The following is an 18274-nucleotide window of genomic DNA, read 5'->3' as shown; positions in this document are numbered from 1 at the left end:
CTCATGCAAAAGCATGAGGTTTACCATTTTTTTATAGGTCAATCAGACGTACAGAAAGAATATCGCTCACTTTAGTTAACGTTTGGACAATTTCATCTTCAAGGTGCTTGTCAAAAGAAAGCATCATGATGGCTTCGCCGCCTTTTTCTTTACGGCCTACTTGCATTGTCGCAATGTTCACATCGTGGTCGCCTAAAATCTTTCCAACTTGACCGATCACACCAGGTGCGTCAGTATGCTGAATATAGACAAGGTGCCCATCTGGGTAAAAGTCAATATTGAAACCATTAATAGAAACGACACGTTCACCTAGATGCGGGATATACGTTGCTTTTAATGTAAAGATAGAAAGATCACCTTTGACTTCAATGGAAATGCTGTTCTCATAGCCAGATTCGCTTGAAGAAATTTTCTCGCTAAAGCTAATGCCGCGTTCTTTTGCCACCATACCAGCATTGACTTCATTTACAGTTGAATCGACACGCTCTTTCAAAAAGCCAGAAAGCAGACTTTTTGTAATAAACGATGTTTCGAGTTTTGCGATAGATCCTTCATATGAAATGCTGACTTCTTTTACAGGTTCTCTCATCGATTGAGAAACAAGACGTCCAAGTTTTCCTGCAAATTGATGATAAGGCTGGATTTTTTTGAACTCGTCTTTTGTCATCGCTGGTAGATTAATAGATGACATGACCGGGAGTCCTTTTGCAAATTGAAGAACTTCTTCAGAGACTTGTGCCGCCACATTTAATTGTGCTTCTTTTGTAGATGCACCAAGATGCGGAGTGGCAATGACGTTTGGATGATCCACAAGTGGATTCTCAGTAGGTGGTTCTACTTCAAATACATCGAGAGCAGCCCCTGCGACATGACCATTTTCAAGTGCTTCAAGAAGGTCGCGTTCGTCAATGATGCCGCCGCGTGCACAGTTCACTAGACGAACACCTTTTTTCGTTTTTGCGATTGTTTCTTTATTGAGAAGTCCTCTAGTTTCTTTTGTTAAAGGTGTATGTACCGTAATAATATCTGATACTTCAAGCACTTCATCAAGTGATTTTGCATTAACACCAATTTTTTCGGCACGTTCTTTTGTGAGGAAAGGGTCAAATACGTTGACCGTCATGCCAAATGCTCTTGCACGCTGGGCGATTTCACTTCCAATTCTGCCTAATCCAACAATCCCAAGAGATTTTCCGTAAAGCTCAGCACCGACATATGCGCCTCTGTTCCATTCTTTTGATTTCACAGAAATATTCGCTTGAGGAATATGACGCATGAGAGATGAGATCATCGCAAACGTATGCTCTGCCGTTGAAATCGTATTCCCATTTGGTGCATTGATGACAATCACACCGTGTTTTGTTGCTTCATCAATGTCAATGTTGTCGACTCCCACACCGGCACGGCCAACAATTTTTAATGAAGTCATTTTTTCATAAAGTTCTTTTGTTACTTTTGTGGCACTTCTGACAAGTAAGGCATCAAACGTGTGTAATTCATCTTCTGCTTCTGTTACATTTTTTTGAACAATTTCAACAAAATCTGATTCTAATAGTGGTAAAAGACCATCATTGCTCATCTTATCTGAGACTAATACTCGAAACATCGTAAGATTTCCTCCTAAAATAAACGTCATAAATATCTGATAATTTACCATATTCCTTTTCACTGTGTCAATCAAATTAAAGCAGTAAAGCGAAAAAGAAAACACGAACATTTTTTAGTGTCTTGATCAAGAATGGACACCTTTAAACAAAAGATAACCAATTTTTACGCATTTGTCATTATAAATTTTAGGTTTTTTACGATTTCTTAAAACTGATGAATTTGCTCAGGATTTTTATCTGTACAAATGCTCATATATCATATATAATGATGTCGAATTGAATAATGATCAATCTTCGGGGCAGGGTGTAATTCCCTACCGGCGGTGATGAGACATAGTCTCTAAGCCCGCGAGCCTTTTTTGGCAGGATTCGGTGTGATTCCGAAGCCGACAGTATAGTCTGGATGGGAGAAGATGGAGGTTCGTAAACGTTGAAAACATGTCTGTTTATACGTTTATTTGTGTAGCCTAAATTTCCCGCTCCTGTGTATGTATTCAGAGCGGTTTTTTTGTGGCTAAAATTGAACAATCCTCTTTTCGAAAGATTTGATCGAAAAGGAGAGAGAATATTGAATCAAAGTAGAGTAAAACGTTTAGTTGTTACCAGTATGCTTAGCAGTATTTCGTTTGTATTAATTTTATTAGATTTCCCTTTTCCGGGACTTCCAGCGTATTTAAAAATTGATTTTAGCGATATTCCTGCGATTATTGCGATTTTGATTTATGGGCCAGGTGCAGGGATTGCCGTTGAGGCTTTAAAAAATGTACTACATTACCTCATTCAGGGCAGTATGTCCGGTGTTCCTGTTGGGCAAGTAGCCAATTTCATTGCAGGCACATTATTCATTTTGCCAGTCGCTTTTATGTTTAAAAAAATCAAATCAGCAAGAGGAATGGCGTGGTCAATGGTCATCGGTACAGTGCTTATGACCGTCATGATGAGCATTTTAAATTACTTCTTGTTCCTTCCAGCGTACACATGGTTTTTAAACGCACCTGAACTATCAGATCATGCGCTTAAAACAACCATTACAGCAGGAATCTTACCTTTTAACTTTATTAAAGGAATCATCATCACCATTGTCTTTAGTTTCATTTTTGTCAAAATGCGTCCATGGTTTGAAAATAAACGCCGACTTCAAAATAGTTAATATAAAAAAAGCCCCTTTAAAAGGGGCTTTTATCCTATTCATGCTTAAGTGGATCACCATCGAAAGTTTCGTCCGCAACTTTGATTGAGTCAGTTGGGCAACCTTCAAATGCATCAAGCATATCTTCTTCAAGTACTTCTGGAACTTCTACAGTCCCCTGATTGTCATCAAGCGTGACAAATGCAATGCCTTCATCATCATAATCATAAATGTCTGGAGCAGCTGCACCGCATGCGCCGCAAGCAATACATGTGTCTTTGTCTACAATTGTATATTTTGCCATGTTAAAAAAATACCTCCCAGATTGTTCGATGGAACAAATGGTTTAACCTTTTTAGTTACACCGATAAAAAACCAATTTCCTCAAACCTTATTGTAATGATTTTAAATTCACATTTCAACTGTAAAGTGATTGAGAATGCTTATCACATAAGGGTTTGTTCATAACTTTCCCCCATTAATTGAGTTTAAACATTTCTTCTTCAATGAAATCTGTTAAAATAAAGGGAGAAAATATTCGAATTTTGTCAGGAAGACAGGTGCTTTGGTCAATGACGATTCATTACTTGGATGTCATGTTGATGGACAGCGTACATAAATTGAACGGCGAACGCTCCATTAGTGCTGTCTACCATCTTTTTAAAGGAAAAAAATCATCACAAACGATACAGGATGCAAGTTTGTTTCAGCTTTCTAGCTACTTCGGCTGCTATCCAGCTTTTACGAGGGATCAGCTGAACCGTTCTGTGCAAAGGCTAAAAGAGCAGCACTTCATCAGAAAGACAGGGGATACATTCATCGCCACAGATGCAGGAATAAGTATGCTCAGGCAGTGTTTCACTGAAAAACCGATGCCAATTTATTTTGATGGTGCCAAGTATCATGATAAAGCAAAGGTGTTATGGATGAGGCTGTCTTTACTTGTGCAGGTCCTTTCACATCATGCAGCGGGGTCACAACAATATGCACCGATTCAAAGAGATATATCGGTTCAAAGCTGGACGAAATCCTTTTTCTCGCAATATCACCAGAAGAAAAAGCTTTCTGAAGATATCCATCATGAGCTTGAAACACTTCTTACTCATTTAACTGATCAAGAGGCACTGCTTTTTGTTTATTCATTGACTTCCAATGAAAGAATCGGACGGACGTACCAGCAAATGGCGGAATGGATGAAAGAAGATGTATGGTATGTTTACTTGCGTTTTTGGAATGTGCTCCATTATTTTATTCAATGTGCGCAAAAAGGTGAGGCACCGATCATCCAGCGAATGATAAATGATCTTCAATTCAAACGTGTGCTGACCACCTCTACCCATAAAACGCTTGAGCTTGTACAAAAAGGGTTCAGTATTGATCAAATTGCTCATATTCGTTCATTAAAAAAAGCGACAATCGAAGATCATATTGTGGAGCTCTCGATACATGAGCCGAGCTTCTCGATTGAACCATATGTCAGCAGTGAAGCTCAAAAGGCGATACATGAGGTAGCCGGTCAGCTCCAAACCAACAAGATGAAGCTGATCAAAGAAAGTCTCGAGCATTCATTTACTTATTTTCAAATACGATTGGCATTGACAAGGATGGTGAAAGCAAATGGATAAGCTTCATCAGACGCTGATGCGATATTATGGTTATGATGCCTTCAAAACAGGTCAGGAGGACATTATTCGAAGTGTACTTCAACAAAAAGATACGGTTGCCATGCTTCCTACTGGTGGCGGGAAGTCCCTTTGTTATCAAATTCCGGGCTATTTGACAGACGGGTTAGTGCTGATCATTTCACCTCTTTTATCACTCATGGAAGATCAAGTAGAACGCATGAAAATGCGCGGTGAAAAGCGAGTGGCTGCGCTTAACAGTACACTGTCCTTTCAGGAAAGAAGACATATTATTCGGCATTTGCCATCATATAAATTTTTATTTGTCGCACCTGAAGCGCTTATGTCAGAGGTATTGTTAGAGCAGCTCAAAGCGATGCATGTGGGTCTATTCGTTGTAGATGAAGCTCACTGTATATCGGAATGGGGACATGATTTCCGCCCGGAATACTCCAAGCTTGGAGAATGGAGAGAAGCGCTCGGCAATCCTGTCGCCTTAGCACTAACGGCAACTGCGACGAAACAAACCTTAAAAGATACTGTGCAAACGTTGCGGCTAGAGCATCCAGATGTTCATATTCATTCAGTCAACCGGCCGAATATTGCACTATTAAAAGAGGCGCATGAAACGAAAGAAGCAAAAGAGAAACGAGCACTTGAGCTTGTGGAAACCCTTCAAGGGCCTGGGCTGATTTATTGTCCGACCCGGCAAATGACAGAAGATATTTCACGTTTGGTGAAACAAAAAACGCATCAACGTGTAGAGTTTTATCATGGCGGAATGGAGTCAGGGGACCGCATGCTGATCCAGCAGCAATTTATCAGTGGTCAAATTGATCTCATTTGCTGTACAAGTGCTTTTGGAATGGGAATTGATAAAGCAAATATACGCTTTGTGATTCATATGAGTCCGCCTCAGTCAATTGAAGCATTTATGCAGGAAATTGGAAGAGCTGGACGGGACGGGAAAAATAGTGTGAGCGTTCTTTTATATACAGAAGAGGATGCGGATATTCAAAGTCATTTGATTCAAGCAGAAGGTTTTGATGATCCAGAAATTGATTTTTTCTTAGCCAGAGTATCACAAATGCCGATAAATGATGAAAAGAAATTACGTGAACAATTGATGGAAGCAGGGCTTCAGGAGACGCGTGCGCGAATGCTCTCGCATTATTACATGATGTACCAAACTGAACAGCCCCGTTTGCTCATGAAGAAGCTGAAAGAAAAGCTGCAGGATAGACAAACAGAGAAGCTAAAAAAAGTGTGGCAGTTTAAAGAGCATATCACTGGTCATCCCTGCTTTAGGCAATCTCTGTTATCATACTTTGATGAGCAGCTTGATCTAACGGAGGACGCTTCATTTGGGAACTGCTGCTCTTCATGCGGACTTGACCTATCAGATTACGAAAAAAAAGATCAACCATTGGAGCTGAATGAAATGAAACACTGGAAGACCGAGCTGGATCGTCTGTTTCACCTGACAAAAGAGGCGCAGCATTGATTGAACAACATCGCCGTATTATTGAAAAATTAACCGATCGACAAGTAGTAGAACAGTTGTATTTCACACAGCTGCTCATGCTGATTGTCTCTTTTTTACTAGGGATGTTTATGTTTGATCATTGGACTGATTTTACAGCCCTATGGCAGATCCGAGATATGCGTATCCTGACTTATGGAATTGGCGGCGCTTTGCTTGTGATTATTGTCGACGCTATTGTCATGAAGGTGTTTCCGGCTCATATGTATGATGATGGCGGATTAAATGAAAAAATGTTCAAAAACCGCAGCATCCCGCATATTGTTTGGTTAACGCTGCTCATTGCCTTTTCAGAAGAAATTTTATTTCGCGGGATCGTTCAGCAGCAATTTGGACTGGAGATTGCAAGCATTGTGTTTGCACTTCTTCACTTTCGCTACTTGTCAAAAATACTCTTGTTTATCCTTGTGGTTTCTATTAGTATTTTTTTAGGACTTTTATACGAGTGGACAGGGAATTTATTCGTTCCTGTCATGACACACTTTGTCATTGACTTAGTCTTTGCATGTCAAATTCGTTTTAAATATTGGGGGAGGGATGAACATGGAAGAAATGTCGAGAATGAAGAGAAAAAAGCAGCAGCTGACAAACATCCATGATGATGATGTAGAGGAAAATCTTGAAGAAGAAAAAGTGCATCCTTCAGATGACTCTCACTTTCCTACACGAGAAGATTTTCATGAATATAAAAAGCAGCGAACCAAAAAGGTGCGTAATCCATTGTTTACGACACTGGCTATTATCTTTCCTATTATTGTCGTCACGGTTTTCTTCCTGTTGATTTATTACACATCAAAGGAAATTAACGATAATAACAATCAAGGTGTATATATTGATAAAACATCGAGTGCTGACACAGATCCAGTCCCGTCAGCACTTGTTGAAACAAAAAATGATTCAAGCGCTGACAAAGCGGATGCATCTGATGACGAGAAGAAAAAGAAAGATGCTGATAAAGAAAAGCAGCGTTCAAAAGAAAAAGCAGAGCAAAAGAAAAAAGAACAAGCCGCTAAAGAGAAGGCTGAGCGTGAAAAGGCCGAAGCTGCAAAAAAGCGTGAGCAGCAGCAGCTCGCTCTTCAAAAACAGCAAGAAGAGAAAAAGCGAAAAGAAGCAGAAGAGAAGAAGAAGCAGGAAGAAAAGCCTGTTCGTGTCGTGCAGCATACTGTTGGACCAGAGGAAAACTTGTATCGAATTTCCATGAAGTATTATCAAAACCGATCAGGGGAAGAGAAAATTCGAGCTTACAATCATTTAAAAGGAAATAGCGTGTACAGCGGACAAGTATTGAATATCCCATTAGAAAATTAATATTTGACATGAATGAATCGAAAAGCACATACATATGTAGAAAAAAGGGACAAGGGTGTATGTGATGACATTGCACGCAATCAGCCGCTATATGGATCAGCCTACACAGAAAATGATTGAAACATTGATCAAAAGGAAACGCAAATACGAGGGATTTGCAAAACAATGCAAAAGGTGGCAATGGACAGCCCTTTTATCACTTGCGATTCTTCTGTTTTATTTTGTGATAACAGCTAATAGCGGGGGCTCCCTGCAGCCGGAAGCGATGATTGCCACATTGCTTGGCCATGAAGTGTTTCTGTTTTGGATCATGGCTGAAGTGTTTGCTTTTTACGCATCGTATTATTATAAGAAAAAAGAAGAAAAGGCTGAGGATGAATATCATAAGCTCAGATGTGAAATTATACAGAAAAGCACAGATTTATGGCCTCAATCAAATCAGTGGGAAGAGCGCGAGGCCGTTTTTCACTTCATGCAGACGCAATATGACATCAACCTCTATTATGAAAGTAAATAAATGAGCAAAAGACGTTTAAACAGTTGAAACGTCTTTTTTCATTCAAGCGTCCTATAAAAGAAAGCTGATACAAGGGAGTCATTCATAATGAAATATGCCATCGGATTTACTGCTGCCATAGCAGCTGTGACAACAGGTGTGTGTGTAACAGCGAAAATGGTGAAAACGGCAAAACAAAACAACATCAAAAAGCATTACTTTACAATAGAAGGACTGCAGTCAGATCGACCTGCTGTCATTTTCTTTATTTCTGATACACATCGCCGTCTAATTAGTGATACTTTATTAACAGAAGTAGAAGAGCAGCAGCCTGATGTCATTATGATCGGCGGGGACTTAGCTGAAAAGGGAGTCCCTTATGCAAGAGTCGAAGAAAATGTGAAACGTTTAGCAAGGATTGCCCCGGTGTATTTTGTATGGGGGAATAATGACCATGAGCTGCATCAGCAAAAACTTAAAGACATCCTCCATACCTATCAGGTGACGACATTGCAAAATGAGACGGCTGTGTGGGATTTTGAAGGACAGCCCATTAAAATAGGCGGAATCGATGATATCCGGCTTGAAAAAGCAGATTATGAAGCGATACGGCCGGAGTTTGTCAAAGAAGATGTGAATATCCTTTTATCACACAACCCAGATGTGCATCACTTGATGAGTGAAGAAGAGGGAATTGATCTCGTTTTGAGCGGTCATACCCATGGGGGTCAAATTCGCATTGGGAAATTTGGTCCGTATGAAAAAGGAAGAACAGGCCAAGTCAAAGGTGCTTTCTTTCTGATTAGTAATGGTTACGGAACAACAAAGATTCCGATGCGTCTTGGAGCAGAACCAGAAACCCATCTGATCTATTTAATGCCGCTAAAAACGCGCTAAGTTGATGCCCCATCAATATTTTCCATAAAAGTCACCGTAAGCATAGCTTCATGCTTGTCTTCCGTCTTGACACAGTGTAAACTGAATACAAAATTAAGAACCTATGACTCATCATCTCATATACTACAGTATGATGTGTGTTAGAAGAGGCAGGAGGGAACGTTATGCGGCTAGAGCGTCTGAATTATAATAAAATCAAAATTTTTCTCACACTAGATGATCTGACAGACCGAGGTCTTACGAAAGAAGACCTTTGGAAAGATTCGTTCAAAGTTCATCAGCTGTTTAAAGACATGATGAACGAAGCGAATCAGGAGCTCGGTTTTGAAGCGAATGGACCGATTGCTGTTGAAGTATTTTCTCTTCAGGCGCAGGGGATGGTCGTCATTGTGACAAAGAGTCAGCAGGAAGATGCTGATGATGAGTTTGATGAAGATTACATTGAGATGCAAGTCAAGCTCGACGAGAGCAAGCATGTGCTCTATCAATTTGCCTCGTTTGAAGATGTGATTCAACTGTCCCATAGTTTAAGTCGTATTGGACTTTTAGGGGGTACAGTTTACCATTATGAAGGTCAATATTTTCTCAGCCTAGATGATTTCGAAGAACTGTCTGCAGATACGGTCATTTCTATTTTAGCGGAGTTCGGTTCACCGACGACATTAACCATTCACCGGTTAAAAGAATACGGAAAAGTGATCATGCAGGAAGATGCAGTGAAAACGATTCAACTGTATTTTTAATCACTTTTTTCTATTATATTTAATACTGTTGTGATGAAACAACAGTATTTTTTTATATCCATTTTTATATTTATAAACTCTGATATTTTATTTTGATAAAAAACGCTTTTTACCTTTGCTTTACCAGTACGAAGGTGTATACTATTGCTTGAAAGGGAGCAGTAGATCATGAAAGATTTCTAGGGGGTTTATTTTAATGGCAGCCGATCAAAACGCCGCTCATAACGCAGAAGATAAGCTAGATGTTTTAAAGTCAACTCAAACCGTCATACATAAAGCGCTTGATAAATTGGGCTATCCGCAAGAAGTGTATGAATTGCTGAAGGAGCCAATTCGCCTATTAACGGTCAAAATTCCAGTACGTATGGATGATGGATCGGTGAAAATTTTCACTGGTTATCGTGCGCAGCATAATGATGCTGTCGGTCCAACAAAAGGCGGAATACGATTCCACCCGAACGTTACTGAAAAAGAAGTAAAAGCGCTTTCAATTTGGATGAGTTTAAAATGTGGTATTGTGGATCTTCCTTATGGCGGAGGAAAAGGCGGTATTATCTGTGATCCAAGAGAAATGTCATTTAGGGAGCTTGAAAAACTAAGCCGCGGCTATGTTCGCGCAATTAGCCAAATCGTTGGACCAACAAAAGATGTTCCAGCACCAGATGTGTTTACAAACTCTCAAATCATGGCATGGATGATGGATGAGTATTCTAGAATTGATGAATTTAACTCGCCAGGATTTATTACAGGAAAACCAATTGTTCTTGGAGGCTCACATGGACGTGATACTGCAACGGCAAAAGGTGTAACGATCTGTATCAAAGAAGCGGCGAAGAAAAAAGGAATTGACATCAATGGGGCTCGTGTTGTCGTTCAGGGATTCGGAAATGCAGGAAGTTACTTGGCTAAATTTATGTATGATGCCGGAGCGAAAATCGTAGGAATTTCAGATGCTTACGGCGGTTTGTATGATGAAGATGGTCTAGATATTGACTACTTGCTTGACCGACGTGACAGCTTTGGAACCGTCACTAAATTATTTAATGATACAATTACAAACCAAGAGCTGCTTGAGCTAGATTGTGATATCTTAGTACCTGCAGCCATTGAAAACCAAATTACAGAAGATAATGCGGCAAACATTAAAGCCAAAATTGTCGTAGAAGCAGCAAATGGACCAACGACATTGGAAGGGACAAAAATTCTTTCAGATCGTGGTGTACTGCTTGTTCCAGACGTACTTGCAAGTGCGGGTGGAGTGACTGTTTCTTACTTTGAATGGGTTCAGAATAACCAAGGGTTCTACTGGACAGAAGAAGAAGTGGAAACTCGATTAGAAGATATGATGGTGAAATCATTTAATAATATTTATGAAATGGCGCAAAACCGCCGTATTGATATGCGACTAGCAGCATATATGGTCGGTGTACGTAAAATGGCTGAAGCTTCTCGATTCAGAGGCTGGATTTAAGCGACTTATTTGCATCGCGCCTTAAAATCTCCTATCCTTAAATAGGAGATTTTTTTATGGAATTATGCAAAGAATCAAACAGCCGAGCAATTGTTATTGCAGTGAAACGACAGGAGTGGAACAAATGAAACAAGAAAAAGCGATCATAATAGGAGGCGGCCCGTGCGGTCTATCAGCTGCCATTGCATTCAAGCAAATTGGGATTGATGCACTTGTGATTGAAAAGGGCAATGTGGTCAACAGTATTTATCATTACCCAACACACCAAACCTTCTTCAGTACAAGTGAAAAGCTTGAGATCGGTGACGTCGCTTTTATCACTGAAAACCGGAAACCCGTTCGTATTCAGGCGCTTTCCTATTACCGAGAGGTGGTCAGACGAAAAAGCCTGCGTGTGAATGCTTTTGAAAAGGTAAACGCTGTGACGAAAAAAGATGGCCATTTTACCGTGAATACATCAAAAGACGACTATACATGTGACTATATTGTGATTGCGACTGGCTACTATGATCATCCTAACTATATGAATGTAAAAGGGGAAGACCTTCCTCACGTGTATCATTATTTTAAAGAAGGACATCCCTACTTTGATAAAGATGTGACGGTGATCGGCGGGAAGAACTCTAGTGTTGATGCTGCCCTGGAACTTGTGAAATGCGGAAGCAGGGTGACGGTTTTATATAGAGGAACTGAATATTCATCCAGCATCAAACCTTGGATTTTACCAGAGTTTGAAGCGCTTGTTCGAAATGGCACCATTCGAATGGAGTTCGGTGCAGAGGTGAAGGAAATCACAGAACAGGATGTTGTCTTTACAAACCAGCAGGGCCAAACGGATCGAGTGAAAAGTGATTATGTGTTTGCGATGACAGGTTATCATCCTGATCATTCATTTTTAGAAAAAATGGGTGTAACAATCGATCCAGAATCAGGCCGCCCAGCATTTAATGAACAAACAATGGAAACAAATGTAGAAGGTATTTTCATTGCAGGGGTTATTGCAGCTGGTAACAACGCCAACGAAATTTTCATTGAAAATGGAAGATTTCATGGCGGGTTGATTGCAGAAGAAATCAACAAAAGAATCAACGGGTAAAAAAAGAACTGGGTCCTTCTAAGGGATTCAGTTCTTTTTTATGTAAATTGGGATTATATAGAAGATTATTTTTGGGAAAATGGGCTCGAGTCATATAAAAAAGGGGTGATTCGTGGTACGATAATAAAGGATAATGTAGGGAAAGAGGTCTGATTATGATCGCAATCATTTCAGCAGGTTTAGCTCCCGGCATCGCACTTTTAAGTTATTTTTATTTGAAAGATCAATACGACAATGAGCCGGTTCATATGGTCATCAGATCTTTTATGCTAGGTGTCATACTTGTGTTTCCAACCATGTTTATTCAGTATGTCCTCCAAGAGGAAAATATCGCCACGAATCCTATCGTGATTTCATTTGTAACATCGGGTTTTTTAGAAGAATCATTAAAGTGGTTTATTTTAATGGTCAGTGTCTATGCGCACGTACAGTTTGATGAACACTATGACGGGATTGTCTATGGAACAAGTGTCTCCCTTGGATTTGCGACACTTGAAAATATTCTGTACTTAGTTGGTCATGGGGTAGAGTACGCGTTTACACGTGCCTTGCTGCCTGTATCAAGCCACGCTTTATTTGGTGTGGTGATGGGGTTTTATATAGGTAAAGCTCGCTTCTCTGATAAAAAAGAGCAGCGAAAATGGCTGATTCTCTCTTTAATACTTCCTATCCTTTTTCATGGCTTATATGATTTCATTCTTCTTGGCATGAAAAATTGGGGATATATCATGTTACCGTTCATGATTTTTTTATGGTGGTTTGGTCTGCGGAAAGCCAAAAAAGCCCGTGCGGTGAAGATGGTACAAATTTAAATTGGAAAACGTCCTATACGTCTTTAGGGCGTTTTTTGTCTTTTCCATCCAATTCCCTCCTGTGATGAATGTATAAAAATAGGGATCGGAAGAAACATATATTCAAACATCAAAAGTACAGGAGGATCAAATATGGACAAAGCTCGTTTCATGAAACAAATCGTCCTTATCTTCTCAATTGTTCTGCTCGCGTCTTCATTGATGACAGCTGAAAAAAGTGAAGCTTTCACAAATCAAGTGATTCAGCGGGGAGCTACAGGAGAAGATGTCGTCGAGCTCCAGGCAAGGCTCCAATACAATGGTTTTTACAATGGAAAAATAGACGGGGTGTATGGCTGGGGAACTTACTGGGCCGTGCGCAATTTTCAAAGCCAGTTTGGTGTAAAGAAAGTCGATGGACTCGTAGGGGAAAAAACAAAAAGCCTATTAGTTCAAAAGACGAAATACTATAAAGAGTTTGTGCAACAGCAGTTGCAAAAAGGGAATCAGTTTACGCACTATGGCGGGAAACCTCTTGATCAGCAAACAAAGGCTCCTGCGCAAAGAAACACGCAAAAAAAGACAGCACAAGGTGCAAAAGAGAATCAAAAAAGTCAAAGCGGAGGAAACAGTTCGTCTGGGAAGTCTGGAAACCAGTCAGGAAATGGTCAAGCAAATCAAACGCCGAAACAAACAGCAGCCAACATGCCAGGTGGTTTTTCAAGCAATGACATTCAGCTCCTTTCACAAGCTGTTTATAGTGAAGCAAGAGGTGAACCTTATGAAGGACAGGTAGCGATCGCAGCCGTCATCTTAAACCGTTTAAACAACCCGACCTTTCCAAACACGATTGCTGGTGTCATTTTTGAACCGCTTGCGTTTACCGCTGTAGCAGATGGACAATTTTATATGGCGCCAAATGAAACCGCTAAAAAGGCAGTATTTGATGCCATTAATGGCTGGGACCCATCTGAAAGCGCCGTTTATTACTTTAATCCTGATACAGCGACAAGCCCATGGATTTGGGGAAGGCCACAAATTAAACGAATCGGGAAACATATTTTCTGTGAATAAAAAGAGGTGTAAATAAATGATCAGAGGAATATTGATTGCTATTTTAGGAATTGCTGTCATCTCAACAGGATACTGGGGCTATAAGGAGCATCAAGAAAAAGATGCAGTGCTGCTTCATGCAGAGAACAACTATCAAAGAGCCTTCCATGATCTAACGTATCAAGTCGATCAGCTGCACGATAAACTTGGCGCAACACTTGCGATGAACAGCCAAACATCTATATCTCCAGCACTTGCAGATGTATGGAGAATGTCATCAGAAGCGCATAACAATGTCAGCCAGCTTCCGCTCACATTGATGCCTTTTAACAAAACAGAAGAGTTTCTAGCGAATGTCGGTGACTTTAGCTACAAATCGTCACTTAAATCTTTATCAGATGAACCATTAAACAAGGATACACACAAAACCATTACCACTTTATATGATCAAGCGGCAGATATTCAAAACGAGCTTAGACAAGTGCAGCATCTCGTACTCAACAAAAATTTAAAATGGATGGATGTTGAAATGGCACTGGCTGATGGAGATCGAAAAAACGACAACACCATCATTGACGGATTGAAAACCGTTGAGAGAAATGCTGATGCGTTTGCAGATGTTGATCTCGGCCCTACAAATGTGTCAACTGAATCAGAAACGCAAGGCTACAACCACTTAAAAGGCCAAAAGATTTCAAAAAAAGAAGCGATCCGCATCGCCCAGCAATTTGCGCCTGACCATAACCAAGATTTTAAGGTGAGAAAAAGTGGGAGTAAAACGAACCGTGATGTCTACAGCCTGTCAATGTCTGACCCTGACAACCGGGCAAACTTTTATTTAGACTTGACTGAAAAAGGAGGCCATCCTGTTTATCTTCTTCAGAACCGTGAAGTGAACAAACAAAAAATCAGTTTAAATGATGCCTCAGAAAAAGCACTAAGTTTCTTAAAGAAGCATGGATTCGATACTGAATCATTTCATTTAGATGAGAGTGCGCAATTTGATAATATCGGCGTATTTACCTATGTCCCTTTACAGAATAACGTATTGCTTTATCCAGATAGTATTCGAATGAAAGTCGCTTTAGATGATGGAGAGGTTGTGGGATTCTCAGCGAAAGACTATTTAATGAATCACAGAAAACGTGACATGAAAGCACCAAAAATTTCTCAAAAAGAAGCTGAAAAGACCTTAAATAAACATGTGAAGATCGAGGATACACATGTAGCTCTTGTTCAAAATGATATGTCAGAGGAAGTTCTCTGCTATGAGTTTTTAGGAACCATTAAAAACGACACGTACCGAATGTTCATTAATGCAAATACTGGAAAAGAAGAAAGAGTAGATAAACTAAAAAATGCAGAACCTATATATAAAGACCTATAGAAAAGGAAGCGAGGAAAAGGCGAATAAGCCTTTTCCTTTTGTTTTATACATGGTTTAATATAAGAGAGGATACGATTTCACAGATGAAAAGAGTGATGAGGAATGTTACAAATAGGGGATGCAATCACAATTGAGTATGTCAATGAGAACAAAGAAGTGAAAACTGCAAAATCGAAAGTTTTGGAAAATAATAACGATGATATTTGCATTAATTATCCAGCTGATAAAGAAACGGGGCGTACGATCTATTTAAATCAAGAAACAGAAATCACCGTCTTCTTTTTCGATGAAAATCAAATTCCATACAAATGTACAAGCAAAGTCATTGGGAAAAGAAAAGAAGATATTCCGATGATTGTCGTTTCGATTCCGCCAAAAGAAGAAATGATCCGGCTTCAGCGAAGAGAATATCTTCGAGTGGATACGATGGTGAAAGCGTCCATTACGCAAAATGGTGAAGAAACCTTCGACACATTTATTGTCAATATGAGTGCTGGCGGTGTAGCAATTGCTGTTCCAGAAGGTGTCTCACTAAAAGAATATGGCGAGGTCGTCACAGAGTTTGAACTTTCACTTAAAGAACCAGTGAAAATTAAAGCGATTGCAGAAATGAATCGTGTTTATCAAGATGAACAGACCGGGAAAACAAGAGCGATCATGGAATTTACTGAAATCACAAATGACCACCAGCAGCACATCATGAAGTACTGCTTCCAGCAGCAGCTTCTAACACGTGTGAAAAAAGTATAAGAATAAAGGTTGTCAAAAGCTTCCATACTAGAGAGAAAGAATCTAGCGTTGGAGGCTTTTTGTATGAAAACAATGGAAAGATGGCTATTCAAAGCAGTGCTCATTCAGCTCATTCTGCTTTTGGCGGTTCAGGTCACCCTTCACTTGACGAAAGGAGAACTATTTTTGTCAAAAGTCGTACAATACGAGGGTGTGAATAACATGAGCATTGAAGATTGGATTGAGACATTTAAGCAAAAGGATTGATAGAAAATTCCCCCGTTTGAGCGGTGATCGTGTTACAATTCATAAGGGAGATTCAATCAAGGAGAGGTATTATGAAAAAGAAATTATCTATCGCAATTGACGGTCCTGCTGCAGCAGGAAAAAGCACTGTGGCAAAAATTGTCGCAGCGAAAAAATCATATATTTATATCGATACAGGTGCGATGTACCGCGCAATTACACTTGCAGCACTCAATCAAGGCGTAGACCTTGAAGACGAACAGGCACTTGATGCGTTATTGAAAAACACAGTCATTGAACTTGTGTCAACTGACGAAGGTCAAAAAGTACATTTAGACACGATCGATGTCACAGAAGACATCAGAACAGACCGCGTAAGTAATCAAGTCTCTGTTGTTGCAAAGCATCGAGCTGTCCGGGAAGAAATGGTCCGCAGGCAGCAAGAGCTGGGGAACCGAGGCGGTGTCGTCATGGATGGAAGAGACATCGGCACGCATGTTCTTCCAGATGCAGAAGTGAAAATTTTCTTACTTGCGTCAGTAGAGGAAAGAGCAAAACGCCGTTTTGAAGAAAATCAGAAAAAAGGCTACGATGTCAATTACGATCAGCTGATCGAAGAGATTGCAAGACGTGACAAGCTTGATTCTGAGCGGGAGGTATCACCGCTGAAGAAAGCAGATGACGCCATTGAAATTGACACGACTTCTCTTTCTATTCAAGAGGTTGCAGGTAAAATTTTAGATGCAGCAGAGCGTGTAGAAAAACAGTAAGAAATTTTAGAAAACTTTTATAAGTTAGAGGTTTATCTCTTGACAAACAAGGTCTTTTATTAGAAGTTTATACTAATACTATTTTTATTGATCATTCAAGCAATTCTGTTGATTTGAATGTTTCTATAATACATATTCGGCTGGCAATCATCATGCTAAGGACACATATTCACCCAGTCGTTTTAACTAAGCTGTGTAGGTTTGGACCAAGGAGGTTATCGAAATGACAGAGGAAATGAATCAAATCGATGTTCAGGTACCAGAGGTTGGAGATGTAGTGAAAGGGATTGTTTCTAAAGTTGAGGACAAGCATGTCAATGTAGATATCGTCAATGTGAAACAACCTGGGATCATCCCAATCAGTGAATTATCAAGTCTTCACGTTGAAAAAGCATCAGATGTCGTGAAAGATGGCGACGAGTTAGAGCTTAAAGTAACAAAGGTCGAAGACGATGCTTTGATTTTATCGAAACGTGCTGTTGATGCAGACCGCGCTTGGGAAGACCTAGAGAAAAAGTTTGAAACAAAAGAAGTATTTGAAGCAGAAGTAAAAGACGTTGTCAAAGGTGGTCTAGTGGTCGACATTGGTGTTCGCGGATTTATTCCTGCGTCTCTTGTTGAGGCACACTATGTAGAAGACTTCACTGACTATAAAGGAAAAACACTCTCGCTTGTTGTGGTAGAGCTTGACCGCGAAAAAAACCGCGTGATTCTATCGCATCGTGCAGTCGTTGAGCAAGAACAATTAGACAAGAAGCAAGACTTCCTGCAAAAGCTTGCAGTAGGCAGTGTGATTGATGGAAAAGTGCAGCGCCTGACTGACTTTGGTGCATTTGTTGACATTGGCGGCATTGATGGATTAGTTCACATTTCTCAACTATCCCATGCGCATGTCGAAAAGCCATCTGACGTTGTTGAAGAAGGACAGGAAGTGAAAGTCAAAGTTCTTGCTGTTGACCGCGATAACGAACGTATCTCACTATCTATTAAAGAAACATTACCAGGACCTTGGAGCCAAATTGGTGAAAAGGTAAAACAAGGTGATGTTCTTGAAGGAACCGTTCAACGTCTTGTGAGCTTTGGTGCATTTGTTGAAATTCTGCCAGGTGTAGAAGGACTTGTGCATATTTCCCAAATTTCACACAAACATATCGGTACTCCTCAAGAAGTCCTTGAAGAAGGGCAGACTGTGAAAGTGAAAGTGCTTGATGTCAATGAAGATGAAGAGCGCATTTCACTTAGCATTCGTGAATTAGAAGAGAATCCTGAAAAACAAATCGAAGAGGATTACCGTCAATATCAGGCGAAAGAAGAAAATACAAGCGGATTCCAGCTTGGTGACCTGATTGGTGATAAACTCAATAAACTAAAATAATTTGGTGATCA

At 40.0% G+C, this 18274-nt stretch carries 19 protein-coding genes and 1 riboswitch; of the genes, 17 read left to right on the top strand and 2 right to left on the bottom strand.

The window, feature by feature from the left end:
- Positions 1 to 31: 31 nt before the first annotated feature.
- The gene (serA, locus tag ID12_RS15145) at positions 32 to 1606 is read right to left on the bottom strand and encodes a phosphoglycerate dehydrogenase (protein ID WP_046343875.1); all 1575 of its coding nucleotides are present in this window, start codon (positions 1604 to 1606) and stop codon (positions 32 to 34) included.
- Between the two features lie 287 nt (positions 1607 to 1893).
- A riboswitch (FMN riboswitch) is annotated at positions 1894 to 2026 on the top strand.
- A gap of 149 nt (positions 2027 to 2175) precedes the next feature.
- On the opposite strand from serA, the gene ID12_RS15140 reads away from it, so the two are divergent.
- Positions 2176 to 2757, top strand: coding sequence for a riboflavin transporter FmnP (locus ID12_RS15140; RefSeq protein WP_019744031.1), 582 nt, complete (start codon positions 2176 to 2178; stop codon positions 2755 to 2757).
- Positions 2758 to 2791: 34 nt separating this feature from the next.
- Here the strand turns inward: ID12_RS15140 and ID12_RS15135 are convergent, their stop codons facing one another.
- Positions 2792 to 3040 carry a ferredoxin gene (locus ID12_RS15135; RefSeq protein WP_008344492.1) on the bottom strand — a complete coding sequence of 83 codons (249 nt, stop codon included), beginning with the start codon at positions 3038 to 3040 and terminating at the stop codon, positions 2792 to 2794.
- Positions 3041 to 3308: 268 nt separating this feature from the next.
- Here ID12_RS15135 and ID12_RS15130 point away from each other — a divergent pair, with 268 nt between their 5' ends.
- From ID12_RS15130 to rpsA, 16 genes are all read left to right on the top strand, one after another.
- Entirely contained in the window at positions 3309 to 4361 is a 1053-nt protein-coding gene (locus tag ID12_RS15130; RefSeq protein WP_050827360.1) for a YpbB family protein, read from the top strand.
- A complete protein-coding gene (locus tag ID12_RS15125; protein WP_050827358.1) occupies positions 4354 to 5862 on the top strand; it encodes a RecQ family ATP-dependent DNA helicase in 1509 nt (502 codons plus the stop codon). Before ID12_RS15130 ends, ID12_RS15125 begins: the two co-directional genes overlap by 8 nt.
- Positions 5859 to 6500 (top strand): CPBP family intramembrane glutamic endopeptidase, encoded by a 642-nt coding sequence (locus tag ID12_RS15120; RefSeq protein ID WP_008344498.1) that lies wholly within the window; start codon positions 5859 to 5861, stop codon positions 6498 to 6500. The genes ID12_RS15125 and ID12_RS15120 overlap by 4 nt, the downstream gene beginning before the upstream one ends.
- Positions 6445 to 7209, top strand: coding sequence for a LysM peptidoglycan-binding domain-containing protein (locus ID12_RS15115; protein WP_019744027.1), 765 nt, complete (start codon positions 6445 to 6447; stop codon positions 7207 to 7209). The genes ID12_RS15120 and ID12_RS15115 overlap by 56 nt, the downstream gene beginning before the upstream one ends.
- 64 nt (positions 7210 to 7273) lie before the next feature.
- Positions 7274 to 7726 carry a DUF2663 family protein gene (locus ID12_RS15110; protein ID WP_050827356.1) on the top strand — a complete coding sequence of 151 codons (453 nt, stop codon included), beginning with the start codon at positions 7274 to 7276 and terminating at the stop codon, positions 7724 to 7726.
- An 87-nt stretch (positions 7727 to 7813) separates the two neighbouring features.
- Positions 7814 to 8602: a metallophosphoesterase gene (locus tag ID12_RS15105; RefSeq protein ID WP_019744025.1), complete on the top strand. Its 789-nt coding sequence runs from the start codon at positions 7814 to 7816 to the stop codon at positions 8600 to 8602.
- A gap of 164 nt (positions 8603 to 8766) precedes the next feature.
- Entirely contained in the window at positions 8767 to 9345 is a 579-nt protein-coding gene (locus tag ID12_RS15100; RefSeq protein ID WP_007500984.1) for a genetic competence negative regulator, read from the top strand.
- Between the two features lie 196 nt (positions 9346 to 9541).
- Positions 9542 to 10816 (top strand): Glu/Leu/Phe/Val family dehydrogenase, encoded by a 1275-nt coding sequence (locus tag ID12_RS15095; protein WP_007500982.1) that lies wholly within the window; start codon positions 9542 to 9544, stop codon positions 10814 to 10816.
- A 124-nt stretch (positions 10817 to 10940) separates the two neighbouring features.
- Entirely contained in the window at positions 10941 to 11912 is a 972-nt protein-coding gene (locus ID12_RS15090) for a YpdA family putative bacillithiol disulfide reductase (protein WP_050827355.1), read from the top strand.
- Positions 11913 to 12067: 155 nt separating this feature from the next.
- Positions 12068 to 12724 (top strand): glutamic-type intramembrane protease PrsW, encoded by a 657-nt coding sequence (prsW, locus tag ID12_RS15085; protein ID WP_008344507.1) that lies wholly within the window; start codon positions 12068 to 12070, stop codon positions 12722 to 12724.
- Positions 12725 to 12856: 132 nt separating this feature from the next.
- On the top strand, positions 12857 to 13777 hold the full coding sequence (gene sleB / locus ID12_RS15080) for a spore cortex-lytic enzyme (RefSeq protein WP_045034327.1): 921 nt from the start codon (positions 12857 to 12859) through the stop codon (positions 13775 to 13777).
- 16 nt (positions 13778 to 13793) lie between these two features.
- Positions 13794 to 15143, top strand: a complete 1350-nt coding sequence (ypeB, locus tag ID12_RS15075; RefSeq protein ID WP_041091661.1) for a germination protein YpeB — start codon at positions 13794 to 13796, stop codon at positions 15141 to 15143.
- 102 nt (positions 15144 to 15245) lie between these two features.
- On the top strand, positions 15246 to 15893 hold the full coding sequence (locus ID12_RS15070; protein ID WP_007500975.1) for a flagellar brake protein: 648 nt from the start codon (positions 15246 to 15248) through the stop codon (positions 15891 to 15893).
- 63 nt (positions 15894 to 15956) lie between these two features.
- Positions 15957 to 16139 (top strand): YpfB family protein, encoded by a 183-nt coding sequence (locus tag ID12_RS15065; RefSeq protein ID WP_008344514.1) that lies wholly within the window; start codon positions 15957 to 15959, stop codon positions 16137 to 16139.
- A 71-nt stretch (positions 16140 to 16210) separates the two neighbouring features.
- Positions 16211 to 16888, top strand: a complete 678-nt coding sequence (cmk, locus tag ID12_RS15060; RefSeq protein WP_017359766.1) for a (d)CMP kinase — start codon at positions 16211 to 16213, stop codon at positions 16886 to 16888.
- Positions 16889 to 17111: 223 nt separating this feature from the next.
- Positions 17112 to 18263: a 30S ribosomal protein S1 gene (rpsA, locus tag ID12_RS15055; protein ID WP_008344519.1), complete on the top strand. Its 1152-nt coding sequence runs from the start codon at positions 17112 to 17114 to the stop codon at positions 18261 to 18263.
- The last annotated feature ends 11 nt before the right edge of the window (positions 18264 to 18274 follow it).

It is taken from the genome of Bacillus altitudinis (assembly GCF_001191605.1).
In the GTDB taxonomy this organism is placed as follows: domain Bacteria; phylum Bacillota; class Bacilli; order Bacillales; family Bacillaceae; genus Bacillus; species Bacillus altitudinis.
This window is presented reverse-complemented; position numbering and strand designations above follow the sequence as displayed.

What these genes read in the sequence shown, in the direction of transcription:
- serA (WP_046343875.1), bottom strand. Translation starts at nt 1,606, where the DNA reads ATGTTTCGAGTATTAGTCTCAGATAAGATGAGCAATGATGGTCTTTTA.
- ID12_RS15135 (WP_008344492.1), bottom strand. Translation starts at nt 3,040, where the DNA reads ATGGCAAAATATACAATTGTAGACAAAGACACATGTATTGCTTGCGGC.
- ID12_RS15130 (WP_050827360.1), top strand. Translation starts at nt 3,309, where the DNA reads ATGACGATTCATTACTTGGATGTCATGTTGATGGACAGCGTACATAAA.
- ID12_RS15125 (WP_050827358.1), top strand. Translation starts at nt 4,354, where the DNA reads ATGGATAAGCTTCATCAGACGCTGATGCGATATTATGGTTATGATGCC.
- ID12_RS15115 (WP_019744027.1), top strand. Translation starts at nt 6,445, where the DNA reads ATGGAAGAAATGTCGAGAATGAAGAGAAAAAAGCAGCAGCTGACAAAC.
- ID12_RS15110 (WP_050827356.1), top strand. Translation starts at nt 7,274, where the DNA reads ATGACATTGCACGCAATCAGCCGCTATATGGATCAGCCTACACAGAAA.
- ID12_RS15105 (WP_019744025.1), top strand. Translation starts at nt 7,814, where the DNA reads ATGAAATATGCCATCGGATTTACTGCTGCCATAGCAGCTGTGACAACA.
- ID12_RS15100 (WP_007500984.1), top strand. Translation starts at nt 8,767, where the DNA reads ATGCGGCTAGAGCGTCTGAATTATAATAAAATCAAAATTTTTCTCACA.
- ID12_RS15095 (WP_007500982.1), top strand. Translation starts at nt 9,542, where the DNA reads ATGGCAGCCGATCAAAACGCCGCTCATAACGCAGAAGATAAGCTAGAT.
- ID12_RS15090 (WP_050827355.1), top strand. Translation starts at nt 10,941, where the DNA reads ATGAAACAAGAAAAAGCGATCATAATAGGAGGCGGCCCGTGCGGTCTA.
- prsW (WP_008344507.1), top strand. Translation starts at nt 12,068, where the DNA reads ATGATCGCAATCATTTCAGCAGGTTTAGCTCCCGGCATCGCACTTTTA.
- sleB (WP_045034327.1), top strand. Translation starts at nt 12,857, where the DNA reads ATGGACAAAGCTCGTTTCATGAAACAAATCGTCCTTATCTTCTCAATT.
- ypeB (WP_041091661.1), top strand. Translation starts at nt 13,794, where the DNA reads ATGATCAGAGGAATATTGATTGCTATTTTAGGAATTGCTGTCATCTCA.
- ID12_RS15070 (WP_007500975.1), top strand. Translation starts at nt 15,246, where the DNA reads ATGTTACAAATAGGGGATGCAATCACAATTGAGTATGTCAATGAGAAC.
- ID12_RS15065 (WP_008344514.1), top strand. Translation starts at nt 15,957, where the DNA reads ATGAAAACAATGGAAAGATGGCTATTCAAAGCAGTGCTCATTCAGCTC.
- cmk (WP_017359766.1), top strand. Translation starts at nt 16,211, where the DNA reads ATGAAAAAGAAATTATCTATCGCAATTGACGGTCCTGCTGCAGCAGGA.
- rpsA (WP_008344519.1), top strand. Translation starts at nt 17,112, where the DNA reads ATGACAGAGGAAATGAATCAAATCGATGTTCAGGTACCAGAGGTTGGA.